The 22,725-nt window shown below is 59.4% G+C and carries 21 protein-coding genes; 8 read left to right on the plus strand and 13 right to left on the minus strand.

Going from position 1 to position 22,725, the window contains the following annotated elements; translation table 11 throughout:
• Positions 1–44: 44 nt before the first annotated feature.
• The 3 genes from scfB to PHI30_RS07375 all read left to right on the plus strand — a co-directional run bounded on the left by scfB (position 45) and on the right by PHI30_RS07375 (position 3,560).
• Positions 45–1,430, plus strand: a complete 1,386-nt coding sequence (gene scfB / locus PHI30_RS07365) for a thioether cross-link-forming SCIFF peptide maturase (RefSeq protein WP_300025977.1) — start codon at positions 45–47, stop codon at positions 1,428–1,430.
• Complete coding sequence (locus PHI30_RS07370; protein ID WP_300025979.1) at positions 1,430–2,761, plus strand: PLP-dependent transferase; 1,332 nt, start codon at positions 1,430–1,432, stop codon at positions 2,759–2,761. Before scfB ends, PHI30_RS07370 begins: the two co-directional genes overlap by 1 nt.
• 256 nt (positions 2,762–3,017) lie before the next feature.
• A complete protein-coding gene (locus PHI30_RS07375; RefSeq protein ID WP_300025982.1) occupies positions 3,018–3,560 on the plus strand; it encodes a carbonic anhydrase in 543 nt (180 codons plus the stop codon).
• 37 nt (positions 3,561–3,597) lie between these two features.
• Here PHI30_RS07375 and rbsK read toward each other — a convergent pair whose 3' ends face one another.
• From rbsK to PHI30_RS07400, 5 genes are all read right to left on the minus strand, one after another.
• Positions 3,598–4,599: a ribokinase gene (gene rbsK, locus PHI30_RS07380; RefSeq protein ID WP_300025985.1), complete on the minus strand. Its 1,002-nt coding sequence runs from the start codon at positions 4,597–4,599 to the stop codon at positions 3,598–3,600.
• 251 nt (positions 4,600–4,850) lie between these two features.
• The gene (locus PHI30_RS07385; protein ID WP_300025988.1) at positions 4,851–6,539 is read right to left on the minus strand and encodes a phosphoenolpyruvate carboxykinase (ATP); all 1,689 of its coding nucleotides are present in this window, start codon (positions 6,537–6,539) and stop codon (positions 4,851–4,853) included.
• Between the two features lie 134 nt (positions 6,540–6,673).
• Positions 6,674–7,021 carry a PAS domain-containing protein gene (locus PHI30_RS07390; protein ID WP_300025991.1) on the minus strand — a complete coding sequence of 116 codons (348 nt, stop codon included), beginning with the start codon at positions 7,019–7,021 and terminating at the stop codon, positions 6,674–6,676.
• Positions 7,022–7,034: 13 nt separating this feature from the next.
• Positions 7,035–7,472, minus strand: a complete 438-nt coding sequence (locus tag PHI30_RS07395) for a hypothetical protein (protein WP_300025994.1) — start codon at positions 7,470–7,472, stop codon at positions 7,035–7,037.
• A gap of 15 nt (positions 7,473–7,487) precedes the next feature.
• Positions 7,488–8,513, minus strand: coding sequence for an aldo/keto reductase (locus PHI30_RS07400; protein ID WP_300025997.1), 1,026 nt, complete (start codon positions 8,511–8,513; stop codon positions 7,488–7,490).
• 139 nt (positions 8,514–8,652) lie between these two features.
• Here PHI30_RS07400 and PHI30_RS07405 point away from each other — a divergent pair, with 139 nt between their 5' ends.
• Positions 8,653–9,366 carry a hypothetical protein gene (locus PHI30_RS07405; RefSeq protein WP_300026000.1) on the plus strand — a complete coding sequence of 238 codons (714 nt, stop codon included), beginning with the start codon at positions 8,653–8,655 and terminating at the stop codon, positions 9,364–9,366.
• A gap of 64 nt (positions 9,367–9,430) precedes the next feature.
• Here the strand turns inward: PHI30_RS07405 and PHI30_RS07410 are convergent, their stop codons facing one another.
• From PHI30_RS07410 to xdhA, 4 genes are all read right to left on the minus strand, one after another.
• Positions 9,431–10,084 carry an AAA family ATPase gene (locus PHI30_RS07410; protein WP_300026003.1) on the minus strand — a complete coding sequence of 218 codons (654 nt, stop codon included), beginning with the start codon at positions 10,082–10,084 and terminating at the stop codon, positions 9,431–9,433.
• A 372-nt stretch (positions 10,085–10,456) separates the two neighbouring features.
• Positions 10,457–10,966, minus strand: a complete 510-nt coding sequence (gene xdhC / locus PHI30_RS07415; protein ID WP_300026005.1) for a xanthine dehydrogenase subunit XdhC — start codon at positions 10,964–10,966, stop codon at positions 10,457–10,459.
• Positions 10,966–11,847: a xanthine dehydrogenase subunit XdhB gene (gene xdhB, locus PHI30_RS07420; protein ID WP_300026009.1), complete on the minus strand. Its 882-nt coding sequence runs from the start codon at positions 11,845–11,847 to the stop codon at positions 10,966–10,968. The genes xdhC and xdhB overlap by 1 nt, the downstream gene beginning before the upstream one ends.
• A 15-nt stretch (positions 11,848–11,862) precedes the next feature.
• The gene (xdhA, locus tag PHI30_RS07425) at positions 11,863–14,157 is read right to left on the minus strand and encodes a xanthine dehydrogenase subunit XdhA (RefSeq protein ID WP_300026012.1); all 2,295 of its coding nucleotides are present in this window, start codon (positions 14,155–14,157) and stop codon (positions 11,863–11,865) included.
• A 97-nt stretch (positions 14,158–14,254) separates the two neighbouring features.
• On the opposite strand from xdhA, the gene PHI30_RS07430 reads away from it, so the two are divergent.
• Entirely contained in the window at positions 14,255–14,836 is a 582-nt protein-coding gene (locus PHI30_RS07430; RefSeq protein ID WP_300026015.1) for a nucleotidyltransferase family protein, read from the plus strand.
• A 248-nt stretch (positions 14,837–15,084) separates the two neighbouring features.
• Here PHI30_RS07430 and xdh read toward each other — a convergent pair whose 3' ends face one another.
• Positions 15,085–17,634, minus strand: a complete 2,550-nt coding sequence (gene xdh / locus PHI30_RS07435) for a selenium-dependent xanthine dehydrogenase (protein ID WP_300026018.1) — start codon at positions 17,632–17,634, stop codon at positions 15,085–15,087.
• 129 nt (positions 17,635–17,763) lie between these two features.
• Positions 17,764–18,402, minus strand: a complete 639-nt coding sequence (locus PHI30_RS07440; RefSeq protein ID WP_300026021.1) for a thiamine diphosphokinase — start codon at positions 18,400–18,402, stop codon at positions 17,764–17,766.
• Between the two features lie 117 nt (positions 18,403–18,519).
• Between PHI30_RS07440 and PHI30_RS07445 the strand changes: the two genes are divergently transcribed.
• Positions 18,520–18,693, plus strand: coding sequence for a hypothetical protein (locus PHI30_RS07445; protein WP_300026023.1), 174 nt, complete (start codon positions 18,520–18,522; stop codon positions 18,691–18,693).
• Between the two features lie 37 nt (positions 18,694–18,730).
• Here the strand turns inward: PHI30_RS07445 and PHI30_RS07450 are convergent, their stop codons facing one another.
• Both PHI30_RS07450 and PHI30_RS07455 read right to left on the minus strand, forming a co-directional pair.
• Positions 18,731–19,381 (minus strand): TrkA family potassium uptake protein, encoded by a 651-nt coding sequence (locus PHI30_RS07450; RefSeq protein WP_300026025.1) that lies wholly within the window; start codon positions 19,379–19,381, stop codon positions 18,731–18,733.
• 14 nt (positions 19,382–19,395) lie between these two features.
• Entirely contained in the window at positions 19,396–20,724 is a 1,329-nt protein-coding gene (locus PHI30_RS07455) for a TrkH family potassium uptake protein (RefSeq protein WP_300026027.1), read from the minus strand.
• Between the two features lie 236 nt (positions 20,725–20,960).
• On the opposite strand from PHI30_RS07455, the gene PHI30_RS07460 reads away from it, so the two are divergent.
• Together PHI30_RS07460 and PHI30_RS07465 are read left to right on the plus strand one after the other, a co-directional pair.
• Positions 20,961–21,236 carry a zinc-ribbon domain containing protein gene (locus PHI30_RS07460; RefSeq protein WP_300026030.1) on the plus strand — a complete coding sequence of 92 codons (276 nt, stop codon included), beginning with the start codon at positions 20,961–20,963 and terminating at the stop codon, positions 21,234–21,236.
• 350 nt (positions 21,237–21,586) lie between these two features.
• Positions 21,587–22,621, plus strand: coding sequence for a type I restriction endonuclease (locus tag PHI30_RS07465; RefSeq protein WP_300026032.1), 1,035 nt, complete (start codon positions 21,587–21,589; stop codon positions 22,619–22,621).
• The last annotated feature ends 104 nt before the right edge of the window (positions 22,622–22,725 follow it).

The following is a 22,725-nucleotide window of genomic DNA, read 5'->3' on the forward strand; positions in this document are numbered from 1 at the left end:
CGGTTCCGGCGGCACTTTTTATGTATAAGGAGAGAATACCGGTTATGGTACATCAGTATCAGCTAGGCGGCTATCATATCGTGCTGGACACCTGCTCCGGCGCCATCCACGTGGTGGACGAGGTGGCCTACGATGTGATCGCCCTTTATCCCGACCACACACCTGACGAGATCGCAGCGGCTTTAATGGAGAAGTATGCCGCCCGCCCTGACGTGACGGAGGCGGACCTGCGCGGGTGCATCGCGGACGTGGAAGCGCTCAAGGCAGAGGGAAAGCTTTTTACGGAGGATACCTTCGAGGACATGGCGGGCACCTTCAAAGAGCGCTCCGGCGACGTGGTGAAGGCTCTGTGCCTCCATGTGGCCCACACCTGCAACCTCAACTGCTCCTACTGCTTTGCAAGTCAGGGGAAGTACCACGGCGACCGCGCCCTCATGAGCTTTGAGGTGGGCAAGCAGGCGCTGGACTTCCTCATTGCCCACTCCGGCTCCCGGACCAATCTGGAGGTGGACTTCTTTGGCGGCGAGCCGCTGATGAACTGGGACGTTGTCAAGCAGCTGGTGGCCTACGCCCGCACGCAGGAGCAGCCCCACCACAAAAAGTTCCGCTTTACCCTCACCACCAACGGAATGCTCATTGACGACGACGTCATCGACTTTTCCAACCGGGAGATGAGCAACGTGGTGCTCTCGCTGGACGGACGCAAGGAAATCCACGACCGTCTGCGGGTGGACTACGCCGGAAACGGCAGCTGGGAGCGCATCGTGCCGAAATTCCAGAAGCTGGTGGCAGCCCGGGGCGGAAAGAACTATTACATGCGGGGGACCTTTACCCACGCAAATCCGGATTTCCTCAAGGACATCCAGTGTATGCTGGACCTTGGCTTTACGGAGCTGAGCATGGAGCCGGTGGTCTGCAAAGCGGACGATCCCGCCGCTTTGACCGAGGCGGACCGCAAGATCGTGATGGAGCAGTATGAGGAGCTGGCAGGGCTGATGCTTGCCCGGGAAAAGGAAGGCAAGCCCTTCACCTTCTACCATTATATGCTGGACCTCACCGGCGGACCGTGCATCTACAAGCGCATTTCCGGGTGCGGCTCCGGCACGGAGTACATGGCTGTCACGCCCTGGGGCGACCTCTATCCCTGCCACCAGTTTGTGGGAGAGGAGCGCTACAAGCTGGGCGACGTGTGGAACGGCGTGACCGCCGCCGCCCTGCGGGAGGAATTTCGCTCTTGCAACGCCTACGCCCGGCCCGCGTGCGCCGACTGCTGGGCCAAGCTCTACTGCTCCGGCGGCTGCGCCGCCAACGCCTATCATGCCACCGGCTCCATCCGGGGCGTTTACGAGCCGGGCTGCGAGCTGTTTCGCAAACGCATTGAGTGCGCCATCATGATGAAGGCGGCGGAGGCCGCCGAAGCCGAAAACTGATGGAAACGCCCATTTTGGACTTTGTGGAGCGCTACGCCGCCTCTGATGTTGCGCGGCTCCACATGCCCGGCCACAAGGGAAAACCGTTTTTGGGCTGCGAAAAGCTGGATATTACAGAGATTTTTGGGGCCGACGCGCTGTATGAGGCGTCCGGCATCATCGCCCGGAGCGAGGAAAACGCCGCCGCCCTCTTCGGCGCGGGCAGGACGTTCTATTCCACCGAGGGGTCCAGCCAGTGCATCCGGGCCATGCTGTATCTGGCGCTGACCAATCGCCCCAAGGAGGCCCACAGGGTGATCGTGGCGGCGCGAAACGTCCACAAGGCCTTTGTCTACGCGGCGGCCCTGCTGGATTTTGAGATCGTCTGGCTGTGGCCGGAGGGGAGCAGCTCCCTGTGCGCCTGCCCCGTGTCGCCCAAAGCGCTGGAACAAACGCTTGAAAGCTTGGACGCCCCCCCTGCCGCGGTGTATCTCACCAGTCCGGACTATCTGGGCGGCATGGCGGATATCGCGGCGCTCTCGGCGGTGTGCCATCGCCACGGCACGGTGCTGGCGGTGGACAACGCCCACGGGGCCTATCTGCACTTTCTCCGCCCCGCCGTCCATCCGCTGGATCTGGGAGCGGACCTTTGCTGCGACTCCGCCCATAAGACGCTGAGCGTCCTCACCGGCGGTGCGTACCTGCACGTTGCCAAAAGCGCGCCGCAGGGCTTTTCGGAAAACGGAAAGGCGGCGCTGGCGCTGTTTGGGTCCACCAGCCCTTCTTACCTGACGCTTTGCTCTCTGGACCGCTGCAACCGCACTCTTTCGGAGGCGTACCCCCCGCGCCTTTTAGAGACGGTTGCCCAGCTGGACGCACTGCGCCATTCGCTGGGGAAGGCCCGCTGGCAGGTGGAGCCTTCGGACCCCCTGCGGCTGACGCTGCGGTCCCCCGGAAGCGGCGTCGCCCTGGCCCGGCAGCTGCGGCGCCACGGCGTGGAATGTGAGTACGCCGACCGGGATTTTCTGGTGTTGATGGCGACTCCGGAAAATGCGGCGGCGGATTTTACCCGGGTGGAGCAGGCTTTGGGAGAGAATTTGGCGCCTTGCACCCCTGCGCCCGCCTTGCCGACGGCAAAGGGACGGCAGGTCTTGTCCGTGCGGCAGGCGCTCTTCGCCCCCTGCGAGACCATTGCGGCGCAGGAAGCGCTGGGCCGCATCTGCGGCGCGCCCACCGTTTCCTGCCCGCCTGCGATCCCCATTGCCGTCTCCGGCGAGGAGATTGGCCCGGAGGCTTTGGAGCTGCTGCGCTACTACGGTGTGGAAACTGTGAACGTCGTAAAAAGCGTATAACGTGAGAACCGCCCCTTCACAAACGCGAAGGGGCGGTTTTCCTATGGAGCAGCCCGAAAAATGGGAGGGCTTCCCGTGGGAGCGGGGCCGTAGCCGTGGGTATTGGAGTCTCCGAAACACAGAAGTCTCACGACCGGCTCGTCTCACCCGCAGCATACCATGATTTGGCGGCGGGAACAACCCACCGCCGCTCTTGCGTTTTTCCGACGGATACGGTATGATATGCACAAGACCCAATATGAAAGGAATCCAGAATATGCTCGATGAGATGCTGGCCTATAACCGCGAATTCGTCAGGACCGAGGCTTTTCAAAAATTTCAGACCAGTAAATATCCGGACAAGAAAATCGCCATTCTCACCTGTATGGATACCCGCCTTGTGGAGCTGCTGCCCGCGGCGCTGGGCATCAAAAACGGCGATGTGAAGATGATCAAAAACGCGGGCGGCATGATCACGGGACCGTTTGACAGCGCCGTGCGGAGCCTGCTGGTGGGCATTGTGGAGCTTGGCGTGGAGGCGGTCATGGTTATCGGACACACGGACTGCGGCGTTTCCCACATCAACGCGGACATGATGATCCGTCACCTGATCCAGCGGGGCGTTTCGCAGGATCATATCGACATGATGCGCTACTGCGGCATCGATTTTGAGGCGTGGCTCCGGGGCTTTGACTGCGTGGAGACCTCCGTTGCGGAGACGGTGGAGCTGCTGCGCAACCACCCCTTGATGCCAAAGGACGTGACCATTTGCGGCTACATCATCAACACGGAGACCGGAGAACTGACCCCCCAGGCATAAATACATAAAAAAAGCAGACTCTTTCGAGTCTGCTTTTTTATGCACGCAGTTGATCGAGAAGCGCGAGGTCAAAGCCCCGATAGTCCCGCTCCCGCAGCAGCGCGGTCACTTCCGTCAGCGTTGGCAGAGAGGGCATGGCCCCCATGCGGGAGACGGTAATGGCGGCGGCGTGGCTGGCAAAGGAAAGGGCCTGCTCCTGAGAAAGCCCAATGGTAAGGCCCACCGAAAACGCGCCCACAAAGGAATCTCCCGCCGCGGTGGGGTCCGCCACGTGGTCCATCCGGACACAGGGGATGTAGTGGATGCCATCGGCCTCCACCACGGCGGAGCCGTTGCCGCCCAGCGTGATGATGACGTTTTCCACGCCCTTGGCCCGCAGCGCGGCGGCGATGCGGTTGAGGTCCTCCTGCCGGATAGTGGTGCCGTCCATCCCCAAGGGAAGGCCGGTCTCGGCGGCGGCCTCCTGCTCGTTGGGGGTCAAATAAGTGACAAGCCGTAAAAGCTCGTCATCCAGCTCGGTGGCGGGGGCGGGATTCAGCATGACCGGTACGCCGGCGTTCTTGGCCCAAAGCGCCACCGCACGGTTGACCTCCAGCGGTACCTCCAGCTGCAAAAGGACCATATCGTAGGTGGCGATCTCCTCCTGAATCCAGGAAACCTCCTCCACGCGCAAGGTCCGGTTGGCGCCGGGAATGACCACAATGCGGTTTTGTGCGCTGTGCTCGCTTACCTCCAGCGTCACATGTCCCACGCCGGAGGTGACGCCCGGCCGCACCAGCACGTTTCTCACGTCCACACCGGCGGCCCGGGGCGTTTCCAGCAGAGCTTTGCCGAAAAGATCGTCGCCCACGCAGCCCATCATCGTGACGTCGGCGCCTAATCGGGCGCATTGCAGGGCCTGATTGGCACCCTTTCCGCCGGGGGCCATATGAAACGCTTTTCCATACACCGTCTGCCCGGAATGGGGGACGCGCTCCGTGGTGGCGATGACGTCCATCACGAAGCTGCCGACAACAAGAATACGCGGTTTTCTCTGCATGATGCTGATAACTCCTGTTAGAAAGTAGATTTCTTCTGTCATAGAATGTATAGGATCATCCGCAAGGCGGCTTTCTTGATAGAGATTATTATAAAACTTTACGTAAAAAATACAAGTCTTTTTTCAAATTTAAATAGTAAAACGATTAAATGAGTCAAAAAAACATATCAGAATTGCAAAATAAGCAAAAGTCGGTCCCGTTTTTACAGGACCGACTTTTGCGCGTCTTTTCAGAAGATTGATTTTTTCGATTACAGGGTGTTGGCGGCGTCCACTACGCGGCGGATGGCCTCGGCGGCGTCTGCGGGCAGCTTGTTGAAGCCGCCTTCCTCGGTGTCCAGCTTCGTCACATACTGCAAGCGGTCCTGCATCCGGGCTTTCAGCTGGGACACATAGTCGTGGTCGGTGAGATCGGGCACAAAGCCTTCCCACTCGAGGATCTCAATATCAGAGAAGGGGCCCCAGGGCTTGAAGGCGGCCTTGCCCTCCACAACGGATTCCAGAATCCCCAGCGTATCCTCCTTCTGGACCTTCTTGCCCATGAAGTCGCCGGTGTTGATGATGTAGCAGGCCACGTTCTTCTCCGCCACCAGCTTCTTGAACTTTTCGTAGTCGTTCACCAGCGGGTAAGTGCGGAAGGGGTTGGCGTAAGGCTCCACCACCAGAGCGTTGGGGTCCACGCCCGGCTTTAGCCGCTCGGCGGAGGAGCGCTTGGTGGCAAGCGTCGCGCCCATGACGGAGGCGAGGGAAGCGCCCTTGAGCTTCACGATGGGCGGAATGGTGGGGTCCTTCATGATCCAGAAGATGGCGTTGACGGGGGAGTCGATCTTGTCGACCCGGTTGGGGGACCAGAGCTTGGACTTGATGGCCCGGCCGTTGCCGTTGCGCACATCCTCGGTGACAAGGACCACCTTGCCGTCCTCATCCAGCGTGGCGGAGCAGTTCTGGGCGGTGAGCAGATACTTGTTGTCGGGAGAATCCACGGGGTAGTCCGCAGTCTTATCAAAGTAGGTAGGCTCCAGCGCGACGGAGGCGCAGGTCTCGGAGTTGATGATAAACGCGTCGTCATGAAGCACCTTGATGGCGGGATACTTGCCGCCGTGCTTGGCGTGAGTCAGCGTGGATTTGCCGGAGCCGGAAAGGCCGAACACGGCTGCCACGTACTTGCTGCCGTCATCCAATGTGTACTCCTTCTGACCGCCATGGCAGGAGGCATAGCCGTTGCGGTTGGCAATGGCCCAGGCCAGCGTCAAGGTGCCCTTCTTATGTTCGCCGAAGTAGCGCATACCCAGAATGGCGGCGCAGTTGGTCTCCGTATTGAAGTAGCACAGGCACTTGGGATCGCACACATCCTCCTGACCCGGCGCGCCGGTCCACTGAGGGTCGGAGAAAATGTAGATGTCCGCTTCCCTGCCGTCGCCGACACGCTGGGAGTTCTTGTACATTTTCACGTACTCGTCGGACTGGTACTGGAAGTTCAGCATCCAGTTGTAGAGCAGGTTTTCCTCTCCCTCGGGAATCAGCAGATGGGCCTTTACCATAAACTCGGAGTCCAGACCGATAAAGACCTCGGCATGGTACATGGTTTTCCAGCGGCTGTCGTACACGGCGTCCATGACGATCTTATCCAACGCGGCGGTGTTGACGCCGGGCTTGCCGGTGATGCGTCGGGCAGGGGCGTAACGGCCGGTGATGGAACCGTCGTTAAAGAGCAGCACTCGGGCGTCCGATTCCAGTCCGAACTCTTCGCCCCGGTAAACGGGCATGTCGGTGACGACGGTGCCGGGAGAGTTTTTTGCCAGCTCATAGGCCTCCCTCAGGGTGTTGATCTTGATGACATTGTTGCCGTAGAAAGGAGCCTCAATGATGGAGCGGGTCTTGGAGAACCCGACCTTGCCCGACCCGATTTCGGCTCTGGGATAGTAGGCTTTTGTAGACATATTCATATCCTCCTGTCAGAAATGTTCTGAAACGGTTAGAAAAACTTGCTAATTATTTGTATGGTACTGCAACTTTGATGAAAAATCAAGGGAATCCCGATTCCTCAACCGGAGGGCCGTTCATTTTCCGTCCCTTACTCCCCGTCTTTTCCGTCCTCAAATCGGTCCACATAGCCGATAAGCGTTCCGTCTTTGTCCCGCACGGGGGTGATGTACACGCGGTAGCCCTCAATTTTCGTGGTGCCGATCCGCTTTTCGCCGCCGCCGGCTTTCAGCTCCTCCACCAGCGCAAGAATCCGCTCCCGGGTCTCGGGCCGGTGGCAGTCCAGCACGCTCTTTCCAACAAGGTCCCGATAGGAACGGGTCACGTAGTAATAGTATTCCGCCGCCGGATTCATATAGCGGATCACGTGGTCAAGGTCGCAGAACAAAATCCCCATGGGCCAAGAATCCAAAATCTCCCGGCAGTATGCAAACTCCATTGCGCCGCCTCCCTCAATTCCGGTCCGGAAATCTGGCGCAAAGCCCATCCAGCTCCGCCACCAAAGCCGCCATCTCCGCCGGGGTCATTTTGCAATCCACCTCGGCGGTGTCGTCGCCGTCCATGGTGTTTGGCAGGAAGAAGGAAACGCTCACGCGGAAACCGTCCCCCTCCGCGTCCGCCGCCAGCAGGAAATACGGCAGCATAAAAAAGCTTTCATAGCTTTCCCTGATACCGGCGTTCAGCACCTTCAATCCGGCGGTCAGCTCCTTGAGCTCATAGGTCAAAAGGCAGCTGTTGGAATCCTTGAGAAGCTTCCCGTCCTCTTCGGTCCAAGTGGCACGCAGCACCAGCAAATTACGCTCGTCGCTGCCGGGATCGCCGCCGTCGGCGGGCAGCGCATAGCCCACCACATCCAGCTTCAGCGCAGCTTCTTCGTTTTTAAACAGCATATAGGGCGCTCCTTGTCAATCGTTGTGGTGCGCCGCGTAGAACGCATCGTAGTCCTTGAGCATCTTTTCCAGCAGCGCCGGGGTGTCCAATTCATAGGGGCAGCGGCTCTTGCACGCGTCGCAGTGGACGCATTCTTCGATCTTGTGCATTTTGGCGTGCCACTCCTCGCTCATATAGGGCCGGTAGGGGGACCGGCGCAGCAGCGCGCTCATGCGGGCCGCCTGGGGAATGTCGATGCCCGCGGTGCAGGGCAGACAGTATCCGCAGCTGCGGCAAAAGTCCCCGGCCATCTCCCGCCGGTCCTTTTCGATCACGGCGCGCACCTCCGGCGTCATGCCGGGGTCCCGGGCAGAAAGCTCCAGCCACTGGTCCAGCTCCCACGCATGCTGGACGCCCCAGATCGGCACCACATGGGGGTACTGGCGCATAAAGGCGTAACACGCCTCGGCGTGATTCAAAAGGCCGCCGGAGAGGCCCTTCATGGCGATAAAGCCCATATCCGCCTCACGGCAGGACTCCACAATCGCAAAGTCCGTGTCCGCGGCCAGATAGCAAAAGGGAAATTGCAGGGTCTCGTAAAGGCCCGAGGCAACGGCCGCCCTTGCGACATGCGGGCGGTGGTTCGTGATGCCGATGTGGCGGATATAGCCCTTTTGCTGCATCTCCTTCGCCGCGGCAAAGGGACCGTCCGGGTCCTCCGGATCGGGCAGCTGGGCCGGGTTGTGGAATTGGAACAGGTCGATGTAATCCGTTTGGAGGCTGCGCAGGCTCTGCTCAATATGGGCAAGGACGGTCTTTTTGTCTTTTCCGCCGCTCTTGGTGGAGATCACCACGTTCTTTCGCACGTCGTGCAGCGCCGCGCCCAGCTTTTCCTCGCTGTCGGTATAGGCGTTGGCGGTATCGAAATAGTTGACACCGCCGTCATAGGCTCTGCGGACCAGCCCCGCGGCCTCCTCTTTCGAGATGCGCTGGATCGGCAGCGCGCCGAAGGATGTCCGGGAGACCCACAGCTCCGTACGGCCCAATCTGATTTTTTCCATACTCTCTTCTCCTGTCCGCCGCGCAAGGCAGTAATTGATACAAATATTGTAGCACACTTTTCCCTGTTTGCAAATCCGACGGAATGTGATAAACTTATTTTTTAAGAAAATACGGGAGGGAATCTGCACGAGAAAGCAAATGGCAATCGGTCTTCTTCTCACGGCGCTGCTATGCGCGGGATGCGGAGCCGAAACGCCTTCCCCGGCGCCCGAATCGCCGCCTGCCTCCCCCCAGCAGGGCGCCGTTCCCGCGCCGGAGGCGACGGTGGAGACAGAGGATCACGTGCTCATGACCATGGAGCTGCCGCCCATGGCGGACGGGAGGACCCTCACGTGTCAGGCCATCGGAAAAAAGCGGGCGGACGCAGACCAGTGGGGCGTCCGGGAGATCCGGGTATACGACGGGGAGCATCTGCTCCAAACCCTTCTCGTGCAGGACGCCATCGATACCGACGGCGTCAGCGGCGCTGTGGGCGAGGGGTATACGGACTGTCCGCTCATCGACGAGCTGATGAGCGCTCAGGATATGAATTTTGACCGCATTCCGGACATCGCGCTCTTTGCGTGGACCCCGGCGGGGGCCAACATTCCCCGCTATTACTGGCTGTGGGACGAGAGTGCCGCCTGCTTCCGGTACGGATTCTGCCTTCCCAACGCCGTACCGGATCAGGAGACGGAGCAGATCGTGTGCTCTACGACGTGGAGCCGGGGATTTTTCACGGAATACTACGCGTACGATCCGCAGGGCGCTTTGCAGCTGGTCTACACGCTCAGCGAGACGTATCAGATCGACGGAAGCCATACCCGCGAGGCCTATCGGCTGGTGGACGGCACTCTGGTGCGGGAGGAGTAACTCAGTCGAAGCGCTGCGGGCCATGGTTAGGGAATAAAAAAAGACCGCCGAAGCGGTCTTTTTTTTATTCCTTGCAGGTCGGGTCCTCTTCCGTGGGGCTGGAGATGGGATGCTCCTTATGCTCCACCATGGCGCGGATCAGCTCCACCGTGCCGCCCAAACCCAGATAGCTGGAATCCAGACAGAAGTCGTAGCTTTCCAGATTGCCCCACTTCTGAGAGGAGTAGTACTCATAGTAAGAGGCGCGGCGCTTATCCGTTTTGACAATGAGCTGACGGGCCTTTTCTGGCGAGAGACTTTGCCGCTTGGCCACCCGCTGCACGCGCACATCCATGGGCGCGTGGATGAAAAGGCTCAGGTGGTTGGGGTTATCGGAGAGCGCATAGTCCGCGCAGCGGCCGATGATGACGCAGGGCCCCTGGTCCGCGATGTTGCGGATGGTGTTGAAGGTCGCAAGATACACCTGCTGCTCCAGAGAATCGCCCGCGCCGGTCCCGGGCAGGGCAAACATGTACGAGTCCATGGCGATGGAATAGAGCAGACTCTTGGGTCGTTCATCAAAGTTTTCAAAGATTTTTTCGCACAGGCCGCTTTTCTTGGCGGCCTCCTGCAAAAGCTCCTTATCATAAAACGGAATGCCCAGCTCCTTGGCCACGCGGATACCGATTTCCTTGCCGCCGCTGCCGAACTGCCGTCCGATTGTAATGATGGTTTTCATAGCGCTGCCCCCTCTCTTTGATGTTTTTATTATAGCACAGGCGATTCCCGCCGTCAAACGAAAGCACACGGGGCACCTCAAACGGCGCGGCATGTGATAAAATCAGTTTCATCGCTTTATTTGCAGCAACGGAGACGGCTTATCCGGCTCCGGCTGTCCCCACAGCGCCTACACTGCCTCTCTCGGCATCCCAGCGCCCTGCGCGCTGGGGGTTTTGGGGGAAGGCCCGCACGCTCCCAACGAACACGCCCGGATGGACACCCTTTCCCCCCAGGCCAAGCGTCTGGCGGTGGCGATTCTGGCGCTGCCGGATTTCTTTTGAAAAAACAGGACCTGCCGCATCGCGGCGGGTCCTGTTTTTTCGTAATCAGTCTATTCCTGGGGCAGTTCCCTGCCCAGCCGCCGGTACATGGTCTTTTTCACGGCGCGCAGGATGTTTTCATAGCCCGTGCAGCGGCATAAATGCCCGGAGAGCAGCTTTCGCAGTTCCTCGTCCGTATACGCTTTGCCGCTTTCCAGAATCTCCACGGCTGTCAGAATGAAGCCCGGCGAGCAGAAGCCGCACTGGATGGCGCTCTCGTCCACAAACGCCTGCTGAATGTCGGAAAGCTCCCCGTTGGGTCCCAGCAGCCCCTCCAGCGTCCGCACCTTCTTCCCCTCGGCCCAGACCGCCAGATAAATGCAGGAGTTGAAGGCCTCCCCATCGATCAGAACGTTGCAGGCGCCACACTCCCCCACCTCGCAGCCCTTTTTGACGCTGGTCTGGCGAAAATCATTGCGCAGCAGATCGGTCAGGCTGGCCCGGACGTCCACCGTCCGCTCCACATCTTTGCCGTTCAGATTGAAGCAAACGGTCTGGTACTGTGTCAAGTGTTTTTCCATTACAGCTCACCCCCTGCCAGTCTGACAGCTTCCGCGAAGGCGCGCTTCGCGCTCTCCACGGCAATGTGCATCCGAAAGTCCCGGGCAGCGCGCCAAGAGTCCCGGGGATGGATATCCTCCCTCACGGCCGCGCCGAACGCTTCCGCCAGCTCCGCGGAAAGGCGCGCTCCCGCCGCCGTTTTCTCTGCCGTTTCCGCCCGCAGCGGGATGGGTCCCGCCACGCCGAAGGCCACCCGCGCCCGCTCCACATATTTTTTGTCATCGGAGAGTCGAACGTTGACAGAGGTGCCCAACGTGGCGATATCCATGGCGCTGCGCATGGCGTATTTGATGTAGTGTCCGAAGGTATGCTCGTAGCTTTCCCGGGAAATCAGGATGGCGGTTTGCAGCTCGCCCGCCCGGATGTCCACCTTCCCCGCCCGGATGTAAAACTCCTGAATGGGGACGCGGCGGACGCCGTCCTGTCCGGTCAGCTCCACCGTGGCGTCATAGGCGAAGAGCGTGGAAGCGGAGTCCGCGGAGGTGACACCGTTGCAGGTATTGCCGCCGATGGTGCCGATGTTACGAATCTGAGGCCCGCCCACCTGGTCCACGGCCTCTCCCAAGACATTGACATACTTTTGGATCAACGGGTCCCGGGTAATGTGGGAAAAGCTGGTGAGGGAGCCGATGCGCAGCGTGCCGTCCGCTTCCAGCGAAACGCCCCGCAGGGCGTCCAAACCATAAACGGAGATCAGCTCCGCCCCGGCGCGCTTGCCCTCGCGCATCTGTACCAGCACGTCGGACCCCCCCGCAATGATCTGGGCCTCCGGATGCTTTAAGCGGAGGGCCACGGCGTCCTGAACGCTCTCGGCCTGATACAGGGCTTTCATATCATACATATCGTGTTCCCTCCCTCAGTCGGTGATGAGCCCCGCCTCTTTGAACTGCCGGTAGAGGACGTGGGGCGTGATGGGACAGCAGTCGATTGCAACGCCGGTGGCATTTAAAATGGCGTTGCGGATGGCCGGCGCGCCGGAACAGGCCGGCGGCTCCCCCAGCGCCTTTGTGCCAAAGGGCGAGGTCGGCTCCGGATTTTCCACGAAGCCCACCTCCAGCGTGGGGTGGTCCATGAAGGTGGAGAGCTTATAATCCAGCAGATTGTTGTTGAGCGGCCTGCCGGTCTCCTCGTCGAATTTCAGTTCCTCGGACAGGCCGTATCCAATGGCCATGGACATGCCGCCGTGGACCTGCGCCTCCGCCAGGGCGGGGTTGATAAGCCGTCCGCAGTCGTGAACGTTGACCATGTGCAGGAGTTTCACTTTACACATTGGAATGTCCACCTCCACCTCCACAAAGGAGCAGCCGAAGGAATAGGCGTTGGATTTGATCTGGGCGGTGGTCTCGGCGGTAATGTGCTGGCTGTTTTCCAGAGAGTACAGGCTCTCGGTGGCGAGGTCTCCCAGCGATTTGAGCACTCTGCCGTCGGATTTTCGGACGATCTGCCCGTCCGCAAGGTCCAGATTGCTTACGGGCATCCGGGTCTGCTCATGGGCGATCTCCAAAATCCGCTCCCGGAGGGCGGCTGCGGTCTGGGCGATGGAAAAGCCGCCGATGTAGGTCTGGCGGGAGGCATAGGCCCCCGTGCCGAAGGGGGTGACGTCCGTATCCTGACTGGAAACCACATGGACGTCCCTCAGCGGCACGCCCACGGCATCCGCCACCATCTGGGAATAGGCGGTGTCGCAGCCCTGCCCGATCTCCGTCTCGCCGGTCTGGAATTGCAGGGACCCGTCCTGATTGAGCACCATGCGGCAGGAGGAGGATTCCAGTGAGATGGGCCATACAGCCGTGTTATACCAGAATACGGCAAGGCCAATCCCTTTACGGACAGGACCAGTCTGATTTTGGTACTCCCGAAGCTTTCTCTCGTAATCGATGGCCGCCATGCCCTTGTCCATGCACTGGTTGAAGGTATCTGTGTAAAGCTCGTTTTTGGAAAAGCCGTCCACATACCCGACGGGCATCAGATTTTTCCGGCGGAATTCCAGCGGCACCATGCCGACGGCCTTGCAGATGTCGTCAATGTGGCTCTCGCCTGCAAACATAGCCTGGGGGATGCCGTAGCCCCGCATGGCCCCGGCTGCGGGGCGGTTGGTGAACACGCTCCAGCAGTCGCACTCCAGATTGTCGCAGGGGTAGAGCTGGGGAAATGCCCCCATTCCCTTGGCCACCACGCCGTGGCCGTGGGAGGCGTAGGCCCCCTGATTGGAAAATGCCTCAAATTTCCGGGCCACCAGCGTGCCGTCCGGTCGGACGTAGGAGATGATGTGGGTGCGGATGGCGTGGCGCACGCGATTAGAAACAAAGGTTTCCTCCCGGGTGCACTCCAGCTTCACAAGCCGCCCCCCCACCATGGTGGAACACCACGCGCAAAGCGGCTCGTACAGCGCATCCTGCTTATTGCCAAAGCCGCCGCCGATGTAGGGCTTGATCAGCCGCACCTTGCCCCAGGGCAGTCCCAGCGCCTGACCGACCACCCGGCGGACGATATGGGGGATCTGGGTGGAGGAGACCACCACCATGCGGCCCGCGTCCATATAGGCAAAGCAGCCGTGGTTTTCAATGTGGCAGTGCTGGACGGTGGGGGTGTCGTACCAGCCCTCCACCCGGATAAGACCCGGCTCCAAAATGGCCTTTTGATAGTCCCCTTTGCGCAGATCGGTGTGTTTGAGGATGTTGTTTGGGAACTCCTCGTGAATCTGCGGTGCGCCGTCCTCCATGGCCTTTTGGACATCCAGCACAAAGGGCAGCTCGTCATATGTAACCTTCAGCGCCCGGACGCCCTGCATGGCGGCCACCTCATCCTCCGCGATGACCACCGCCACCTCGTCTCCAAAGTAGCGGACATGGCGGTTGAGCAGCAGCCGGTCCGCCACATCCTGATGGGCAGGGTCTGTGGACCACGGATGGCCCGCGGTGGGGAACGGCAGGTTGGGCACATCGAAGCAGGTCAGTACCCGCACCACGCCGGGCACGGTCTCCGCCTGTGCGGTGTCGATGGACCGGACATAGCCGTGGGCGATGGCGGCATGGCAGATTTTGACCACCAAAGCACTGCGGTCACACAGATCGTCCATGTATTTTGCGCGTCCCGTGGCCTTTTCATAGGCGTCCACCCGGGCAACACTTTTCCCGACGCTTTTGCTCATGGGGCAGTCCTCCTTTAATGTGTGTGAAACTCGTTTCTCTCCATTGACTTATCAGGGAAAAAGTGGATATACTGAAAGCAGAAAGGGGATGAAGCACATGTTGCAGTTGGGATGCGTCGTGATGGCTGCGGGCAACGCCCGGCGATTTGGAGAAAACAAGCTGGCCTCCTCTGTGGGCGGGCGAAGCCTCATCCTCCGGGCACTGGAAGCCGTTCCCGCGGAGCTTTTTGAAACAGTGGTGGTTGTCACCCAGTATCCGGAGATCATGCGTCTTGCCGCCCAATTCCATTTTGCGGCAGTGTGCAACCAGCGCCCCGACGAGGGCATCAGCCACACCATCGCGCTGGGGCTCACTGGTCTGCGGGATTGCGACGGCGTGCTCTTCCTCGTCTCCGATCAGCCGCTGCTGCGGCGGCAAAGCGTTGCGGCGGTGGTGGAGCAGTGGAAGCAGCAGCCCACGATGATCGCGGCGCTTTCCCACGGGGGCGTCCGGGGCAACCCCTGTCTCTTCCCCGCCCGTTTTTTCCCGGAGCTTTTGAAGCTGACGGAGGATCACGGGGGAAATTCCGTCATCCGGATGCACGAGGATGCGCTCACCTTGGTAGAGACAAACGACCCTACGGAGCTTTCCGACGTGGACACCCCGGCGGCGCTGGAAGTATTGCGGGAAAAGCTGTAAGCAGCGGGGCGGATGCCCCGCTCAGCTTGTCGAAAAACCTCGTACTCCTTTCGCTGCCGGGGCAACGAAATAAATTGGAATCATTTTCTCCCACGACATGTGCGTGGGAGAAAATACTATGCGCGGAGCGAGCGTCGAATTGTCCGCCAAAGGCGAACAACCGAGGCGCAGAGCGAAGTGAGCTCCCCTCGAAAAAGTGCCTGCGGCACTTTTTCGACAGTCTCAGCGGGGCGGATGCCCCGCTTTTTTTATTTCCGGGTGTAGGGCGTATTTTCCAGCGGCAAGCTGGTGCGGAAGATGCCGTCATAGCGATAGTAAGCGTCGGCAATGGCAGGGGCGGTGGGGATGGAGGTGATCTCCCCGATGCCGATGGCGCCGCAGGCAACGCCCAGCCCCGGTTTTTCCACGATGATGGGCGTGATCTCCGGGATTTGGTTGGCCCGCAGCAGGCCCAGCGTACCGTATTTTGCGGTGGGTCTGCACGCTTCCAGCGGATAGCGCTCCGTGAGGGCGTAGCCCATGGACATCACCACGCCGCCTTCGATCTGCCCCTCCACCGAGAGGGGATTCACCGCCTTGCCCACATCGTGAGCGGCGACGATCCGGGCAACCTTGCCCTCCTCGTCCAGAATGCAAAGCTGGGTGGCATACCCGTAGGCGATGTGGCTCACGGGATTTGGCACGTCGGCCCCCAGCGGGTCCGTTTTCCCAAAATACTCCCCGTAAAACTCTTTTCCGTCAATATCTGACAAGTTCTTTCCCTTTAATGCCTCTCGCAGTCCCTCGCAGGCTCTGCGGCAGGCTTCTCCGGTAAAAAGTGTCTGGCGGGAGCCGGACGTGGTGCCGGAATCCGGGGAGAGGTAGGTGTTGGACCGCTCGTAGATCACCTGCTGCGGCGAAAGGCCGGTCTGGTCGCAGACCATCTGCACCAGGACGGTGCCAAGCCCCTGCCCGATGCAGGAGGCACCCGCATAGATATGGAGCCGTCCTTCCTCCGCCCGCAGCCGGACCCGGCCGGTATCCGGGATGCCAACGCCCACACCGGCATTTTTCATGGCGCAGGCCAGCCCCACGTATTTGGCGCTTTTGTAATAAGGCTTCACGGCCTCCAGCGTCTCCACAAGACCGGTGGAGCCGTCCACGATCTGTCCGTTGGGCAGCTCCTCGCCGGGGCGGATGGCGTTGCGGTAGCGGATCTCCCACGGGGAGATGCCCACAATGTCCGCCATCTGGTTCAAGAGACTCTCGATGCAAAAGCAGGTCTGGGTCACGCCGAAGCCCCGGAAGGCCCCCGCAGGCGGGTTGTTGGTATAGTAGGCCCAGCCGTCGATCTCGAAATTCTGGTAATGGTACGGTCCGGCGGCGTGGGTGCAGGCCCGCTCCAGCACCGGGCCGCCCAGTGACGCATACGCCCCCGTATCTGCGATGACTTCCGCCGCGACGCCTTGAATGACGCCGTTTTCATCGCACCCCAGGGAGAACTCCATCTCCATGGGATGGCGCTTGGGGTGGATGAGGATGCTCTCCGCCCGGGTGAGCTTCACCTTTACCGCCCGCCCCGTCAGATACGCGATGAGCGCGGCATGGTGCTGGACCGTCACATCCTCCTTGCCGCCAAAGCCGCCGCCCACAAGGCAGTTGCGCACCTTCACCTTCTCCGCCGGCAGCCCCAGCATCCCCATGGTCTCGTGCTGGGTGTCGTAGGTCCCCTGATCGGTGGAGAGGATCATCACGCCGTCCCCCTCCGGATAGGCCACGGCGCACTCCGGTTCCAAAAACGCATGCTCCGTCCACGGGGTGGAAAAGCGCTGGGTCAACACGTGGCGGCTTTTGGCGATGGCCTCCGCCGGGTTCCCCCGCTGAATGTGCTTGTGGGCCAGCAGATTGCCGTCACGGTGGACCAGCGGAGCATCCGGCAGCATGGCTTCCCGCGGGCTGCGGACCATGGGAAGTTCCTCATAGTCCACCCGCACCAGCTCCTTGGCCTTTGCCAGAATCTCCGGCGTCTCCGCCGCCACCAAGCAAATGGCGTCCCCCAGATAATGGGTAATGCCGCCCACGGGGATCATGGTGTCCCAGTCCTTTTTCAGGTGGCCCACCTTGTTTTGCCCGGGAACGTCGGCGGCGGTATACACCCCCGCCACGCCGGGCAGGGCCTTGGCCTCCTCCGTGTGGATGGCCAGCACCCGGGCACGGGGATAGGCGCTGCGGACAGCGCTGGCGTAAAGCATACCGGGCAGGTACACATCGTCCGGGTAAATACCCGCTCCCGTGACCTTCTCCTCCACGTCGATCCGGGGCACCCGCGCGCCAAGGGACCAGTCCGTCGGCCCCGGCGGCACCGCGCCGGCGCGAAATACCTCCGCCGAGAGCAAAATGGCGTCGATGATCTTCACATACCCGGTGCAGCGGCAGATGTTGTTGCGGATGGCAAAGGCCGCCTCCTCCCGGGAGGGCTTGGGGTTCTGGTCCAGCAGCGCCTTGGCGCACATCACCATGCCGGGGATGCAGAAGCCGCACTGGACCGCCCCGGCAGCGCCAAAGGCGTATGTATACACTTCCCTTTCAAAGGGAGTCAGCCCCTCCACCGTGAGGATGTTCTTCCCCTCCAGCTTGTCGGTCTGGGGAACGCAGGCCTTGGTAGGCTTTTCGTCGATCAAAACCGTGCAGGTGCCGCAGGCGCCCTCGCTGCATCCGTCCTTCACGCCGGTCAAATGCAGGTCGTCCCTTAAAAAGCGCAGCAGCTTCTGATTTTTTTCCACGGTAACGGACTGACCGTTCACAGTAAATACCGCCATGTGTCATCCTCCTTTGCCGCCGCGCCCCAGTCCCACGGGCCAATTTTGCAGAAAGGTCAACCTTTCCTTTTTCCTTATTATACAATACCTTTCCCCGCTCCGCAACAGCGCCTTGCCCCAGCCGTTATCCTATTTTGAGAATAGCGGCGCCAGCTCCCAGCCGATGGCCAGCGCGCCCCGGCTGACGCAAACGCGGGCCTGCGGCTCCAGAATGTGATTGCTGACGCCCAGTGGGAATTCCGGCGTCAGCACCGCGTCCTGCAAGGGGTACTGCACGCCCGTTTCCGCAACGCCCTCCGCCCGGTCGCCAAGGCAAAACACGGACAGCAGGCCCCAGTCCACCGTCTTTTCCACGCAGAAAGACTCGTTTTCAATGACGGTCCAAAGGAAATCGTTGTCGTAAAGAAACCCGCGCGCGCCCCGGCGGCGAAGAAAGAGCAGCGTCTGGAGATTTGCCAGCGTGTGGTCCAGCCGCCTGCCGCCGGTGCCGCCATACAGATACACCGTATCGCACCCCCGCTCCAACGCGGTCTTGACCGCCAGCATGGTGTCCGTGTCGTCCTTTTCCACCGGGCAGCGGAAAATATTTTTAAAATCCTCCGGCTGGTCCATGGAGTCAAAATCCCCCAGTAGCAGATCCGGCACGATACCCGTCTCCCGGCACACGCGGTATCCCGCGTCCGCGGCAATCACAAAATCGCCGGGAAGGCTCGGCTGTTCCCGCAGACCGTAAAACGTCCCGGCGGCAAAAATAAAGCAGCGCTTCACACGGATCACTCTCCAAAACTTTTTTGTCAGTGTACCACAACCGACAGCTTTTGGCAATCAGCGGCCCGGAGCATGATTTCTCCTTTTTCGGCACAAACTGACCTTGGAGGTGGTCCTATGCCCAAAGCTTGCAATGATCGTCCCACCAAAAGGCCCTCTTTGCGCATTGAGCCGGAAAAGCGGCTGTGCCCCCTGTTTGACCCCGTGAGTATTGCCACCTTTCCGGTGGCCGCGCCGGGGGAAATGGGATTCCGCGTACTGGATAACTGCTGCGAGGAACACATCCAATAAAGAGATGCCGGGACCCGGAAAAAAGGGTCCCGGCATCTTATATTGTATTCATCAAACGCAGGCCGTCGGCCTTGTCCCCGGCGATCACTAGATGCGTATCGGGCTGAAAGCGGTACGCCGGGTCCAGCAGGGGGACGATCTCGTCCCCCTCCTTCACGCCCAGAATATTCACGTTGTACCGGCGGCGCACGTCCGTTTCCAGCAGGGTGCGGCCCTCCCACTCCTGAGGCGTTTCCATTTCAAACACCGCGTATTTGGGCGTCAGCTCAAAATAGTCAAAGGCGTTGCGGGCGGAAAAGCGCATGGCCACCCGGAAGGCCATGTCCATTTCCGTATGGATCACGTAGTCCGCACCGATTTTTTTCAAAAACTTGATCTGCTTTTCCTGATCCGCCCGGGCCACCACGTATTTCGCGCCCAGCTCCTTCAAATTGGCGGAGGCCTCCAGCGAGCACTGGAAATCGTCCCGTACGCAGACAAAGCAAACGTCATAATTCCCCACGCCCAAAGCCGCCAGCACCTGTTCGTCCCGGCAGTCGCCCACGCACGCGGCGGTGGCCAGCGCCGCCAGTCGGGTGACCCGCTCTTCGTCCCGGTCGATCACCATGACCTCGTTGCCAAGCTTTATCAGCCGCTGCGTCAGATGTCGGCCAAAGCGGCCCAGTCCAATCACCAAAAAGGATTTCATGTGAATGTGCGCTCCTAACCAATCAGAATTTTTTCCCGAACATTTCGGACCCGGTCCGGCGGGCGGTACCGCGTCACCGCCATGGCCACCGACATGCTGCCCACCCTCCCGGCAAACATCGCGAGGAGTATCACCATTTTGGAAAGGGGCGGCAGTGTCGCCGTCACCCCACGACTCAGCCCCACGGTACCAATCGCGGAGACCGCTTCAAAAAGCGCGTCTCCCACCGGAATCCCCTGAATGCACAGCACCATGCCCCCCATCAGGCAGGCCGCGAGATACAAGCTGGCGCAGGCATACGCCTTGCGGATGGTCTCCCCGTCCAAACGCCGTCCGAATACGTTCACATCCTCCCTCCGGCGCGTCTGCGCCAGCGTGCTGAGCGCCAGCACCGCAAACGTATTCACCTTCATGCCCCCGCCTGTGGAGCCAGACCCCGCGCCGATGAGCATGAGCAGCACCGTCAGCAGCGTCCCCGCCCCCGAGAGCGCCCGCAGGTCCACGGTATTGAAGCCCGCGGTGCGGGGCGTCACCGATTGAAAGGCCGCCATCAGCGCCTGCTGCCCTGCGCTCCGCCCAGCAAAGGCATGGTCGCGCTCCAGCAGGTAAAATGCCAGCGTACCGCCCGCAAACAGCAACGATGTGGAGACCAGCACGATCTTGCTGTGCAGACGCCAGCGCCGAAACCGAATGCCGTGGGTCAGCACGTCGTCCCATGCCAAAAAGCCCAATCCGCCGCAGATAATCAGCAGCATCAAAACCACGTTTGGCACCACGGCGCCGGACACCGTGGTCAGCGACGCGCCGGTGCCCAGCAAATCAAAGCCCGCGTTGCAAAAGGCGGAAATGGCGTGAAAGACACTCATCCAAAGCCCCCGGGCCATTCCATATCTCGGACAGAACCAAAAAGCCAGCGCCGCCGCGCCAAGGCCCTCGCAAACGGCAGTGAGTCCCAGCGCCCGGCGGACCAGACGCACCACCCCGCCCACCTGAAGCGCACCCACCGCGTCCATCAGGATGGAGCGCCGGTGCAACCCGATCCGCCGGCCCATCAACGTGGAAACCAGAATGGAAATGGACATGAAGCCCAGCCCGCCCACCTGGATCAAAAGCAGAATCACCGCCTGTCCAAAGAGGCTGAAGCGCGTCCATGTATCATATAGCGTAAGCCCGGTGACGCAGGACGCGGACGCCGCGGTGAAGAGGGCATCCAAAAAAGGGAGCGGCTCTCCCCCCCGGGAAGCCACGGGCAGTGCCAGCAGTCCTCCGCCCAACAGAATCAGCCCGGCAAAGCCCAGCGCCAAAGTCTGGACCGCATTCAGTTGGAGCCGATCTTTTTTCATGGGCACCTCCGGTTTTGAACATGACGCATTCGGGCGGTCTGAATGGGTTTATTATATCCAGTTCCCCCGTCTTTTCTCAAAAAATCCCCGTCAAACGCCTTTTGGCGGCCCCATTTAAAAATATTTTTCCTTTTTTATCGGTATAAATCAATTTTGTAGTTGACTTTTCGGTGCAAGTCGCTTATGATTATAAAATCACCACTAAAAGTGGCGAACTAAATTTAAAGAGGTATCTCATGTATCAGGACAAAACTCTCGTGTGCAAAGACTGCGGTCAGGAATTCGTTTTCACCACCGGCGAGCAGGAATTCTATGCCGAAAAAGGCTTCACCAATGAACCCCAGCGCTGCAAGGCCTGCCGCGGCAACCGCAAGCAGAATTCCCGCGGCGATAGCGGCGAGCGTCAGATGTACGACGCTGTCTGCGCCGAATGCGGAAAGACCTGCAAGGTTCCCTTCCAGCCCCGCAATGATCGTCCCGTCTATTGCAGCGATTGTTTCAGCAGAAAGTAAATTCGTTTACCCTCTGGGCCGCTCCTTCACAGGAGCGGCCTTTTTTTGCCCAATGCGCTGCTCCGTGCACGGAAAAACCTCGGAACCATCACCGTTAAGCCTCACAGGTACACGTTGTGTCCATTTCAATGTTATATGGAATCGGCTTCAAAACGGCAGCTTTGCTGGTTTCTTCCGAAAACTGTTTTCGTTTTGCCGCAGCCTCTTTATTTCCCTATTTCGACCTTCTCCGCCTTGCATGTTGTTTTTTGTCATGGTATAGTAAATATAACTACATTTTTCGGCTTGTTCCGCGGTGTATGTTGCCTGCCGAGAAAGTGGATTTGAACACAAAGTGGGAGGGATCATCCATGGATTTTATTGACCAGCTAAAGCAATTTACAAAGCGAGTCGAAACCGTGCGAGAAACCGTTCAAACCGAGGAGGCCACAAAAACCGCCCTTATTATGCCGTTTTTCGCCATGCTTGGGTACGATGTATTCAATCCGCTGGAATTCGTGCCTGAGTACACCGCTGATATTGGGATCAAGAAGGGCGAGAAAGTTGACTATGCCATCGTAAAAGACGGGGAGCCCGTCATTCTGGTTGAGTGCAAGGCGGCATCCGAAAATCTGGACAAGCACGACTCCCAGCTTTTCCGTTACTTCGGGACGACTGCGGCGAAGTTTGCCATCCTCACAAATGGCATTATGTATCGATTCTATACGGATCTGGACAATCAAAACAAAATGGACGATACGCCATTTCTAACGATTAACATTTTGGACATTCGCGGTAATCAGGTTCCGGAACTGAAAAAATTCTGCAAAGCCGAATTTGATGTCAACTCGATTTTTAGCACGGCATCGGAGTTGAAGTACGTGCATGCCTTCAAAGCCATCTTTGCGGACCTGTTGGAAAACCCGACGGACGACTTTACGCGCCTCTTTCTACAAACCTGCTATTCCGGGCAGAAAACACAAAACGTTTTGGACAAGTTCCGTCCAATCTTGAAAAAAGCGCTGAATGACCAAATCAGCGAGATGATGAATGATAAGATCAAAACCGCACTTGGCGGCAGCGGCGGCAGCGTATCGGTCTCTGACACCAAGCCTGTTGATCCCCCGGAGGAAGTTGTTCCTGGCGAAAACGCAGAAGAAAAGCGCGTTCCGAACATTGTGACCACCGAGGAGGAACTGGAATTCTACTTCATTGCAAAGAACCTGCTTTCCGAAATTGCTAACATTCACGATATCACTTACAAGGATACAGAATCTTACATCAATATCCTGTATAAAGGAAATACTCGCAAATGGATCTGCCGGCTCCGCCTGACGGATGCACAGAAAACGCTAATCATTCCTGACGCGAACAAAAAAGAAAGGCTCAACTCCAAAGTTTGTTGATGACTGCTAAAACGGGCGCGGCACAGCAAGCTCCAATTTACCCGCAATGAGGTAAATCATGGAGGTATAGCCCTTGAATGTATTGAATCCGCGAGCCTTCCTCT

Source organism: Oscillibacter sp., from assembly GCF_028693505.1.
Classification (GTDB): domain Bacteria; phylum Bacillota; class Clostridia; order Oscillospirales; family Oscillospiraceae; genus Oscillibacter.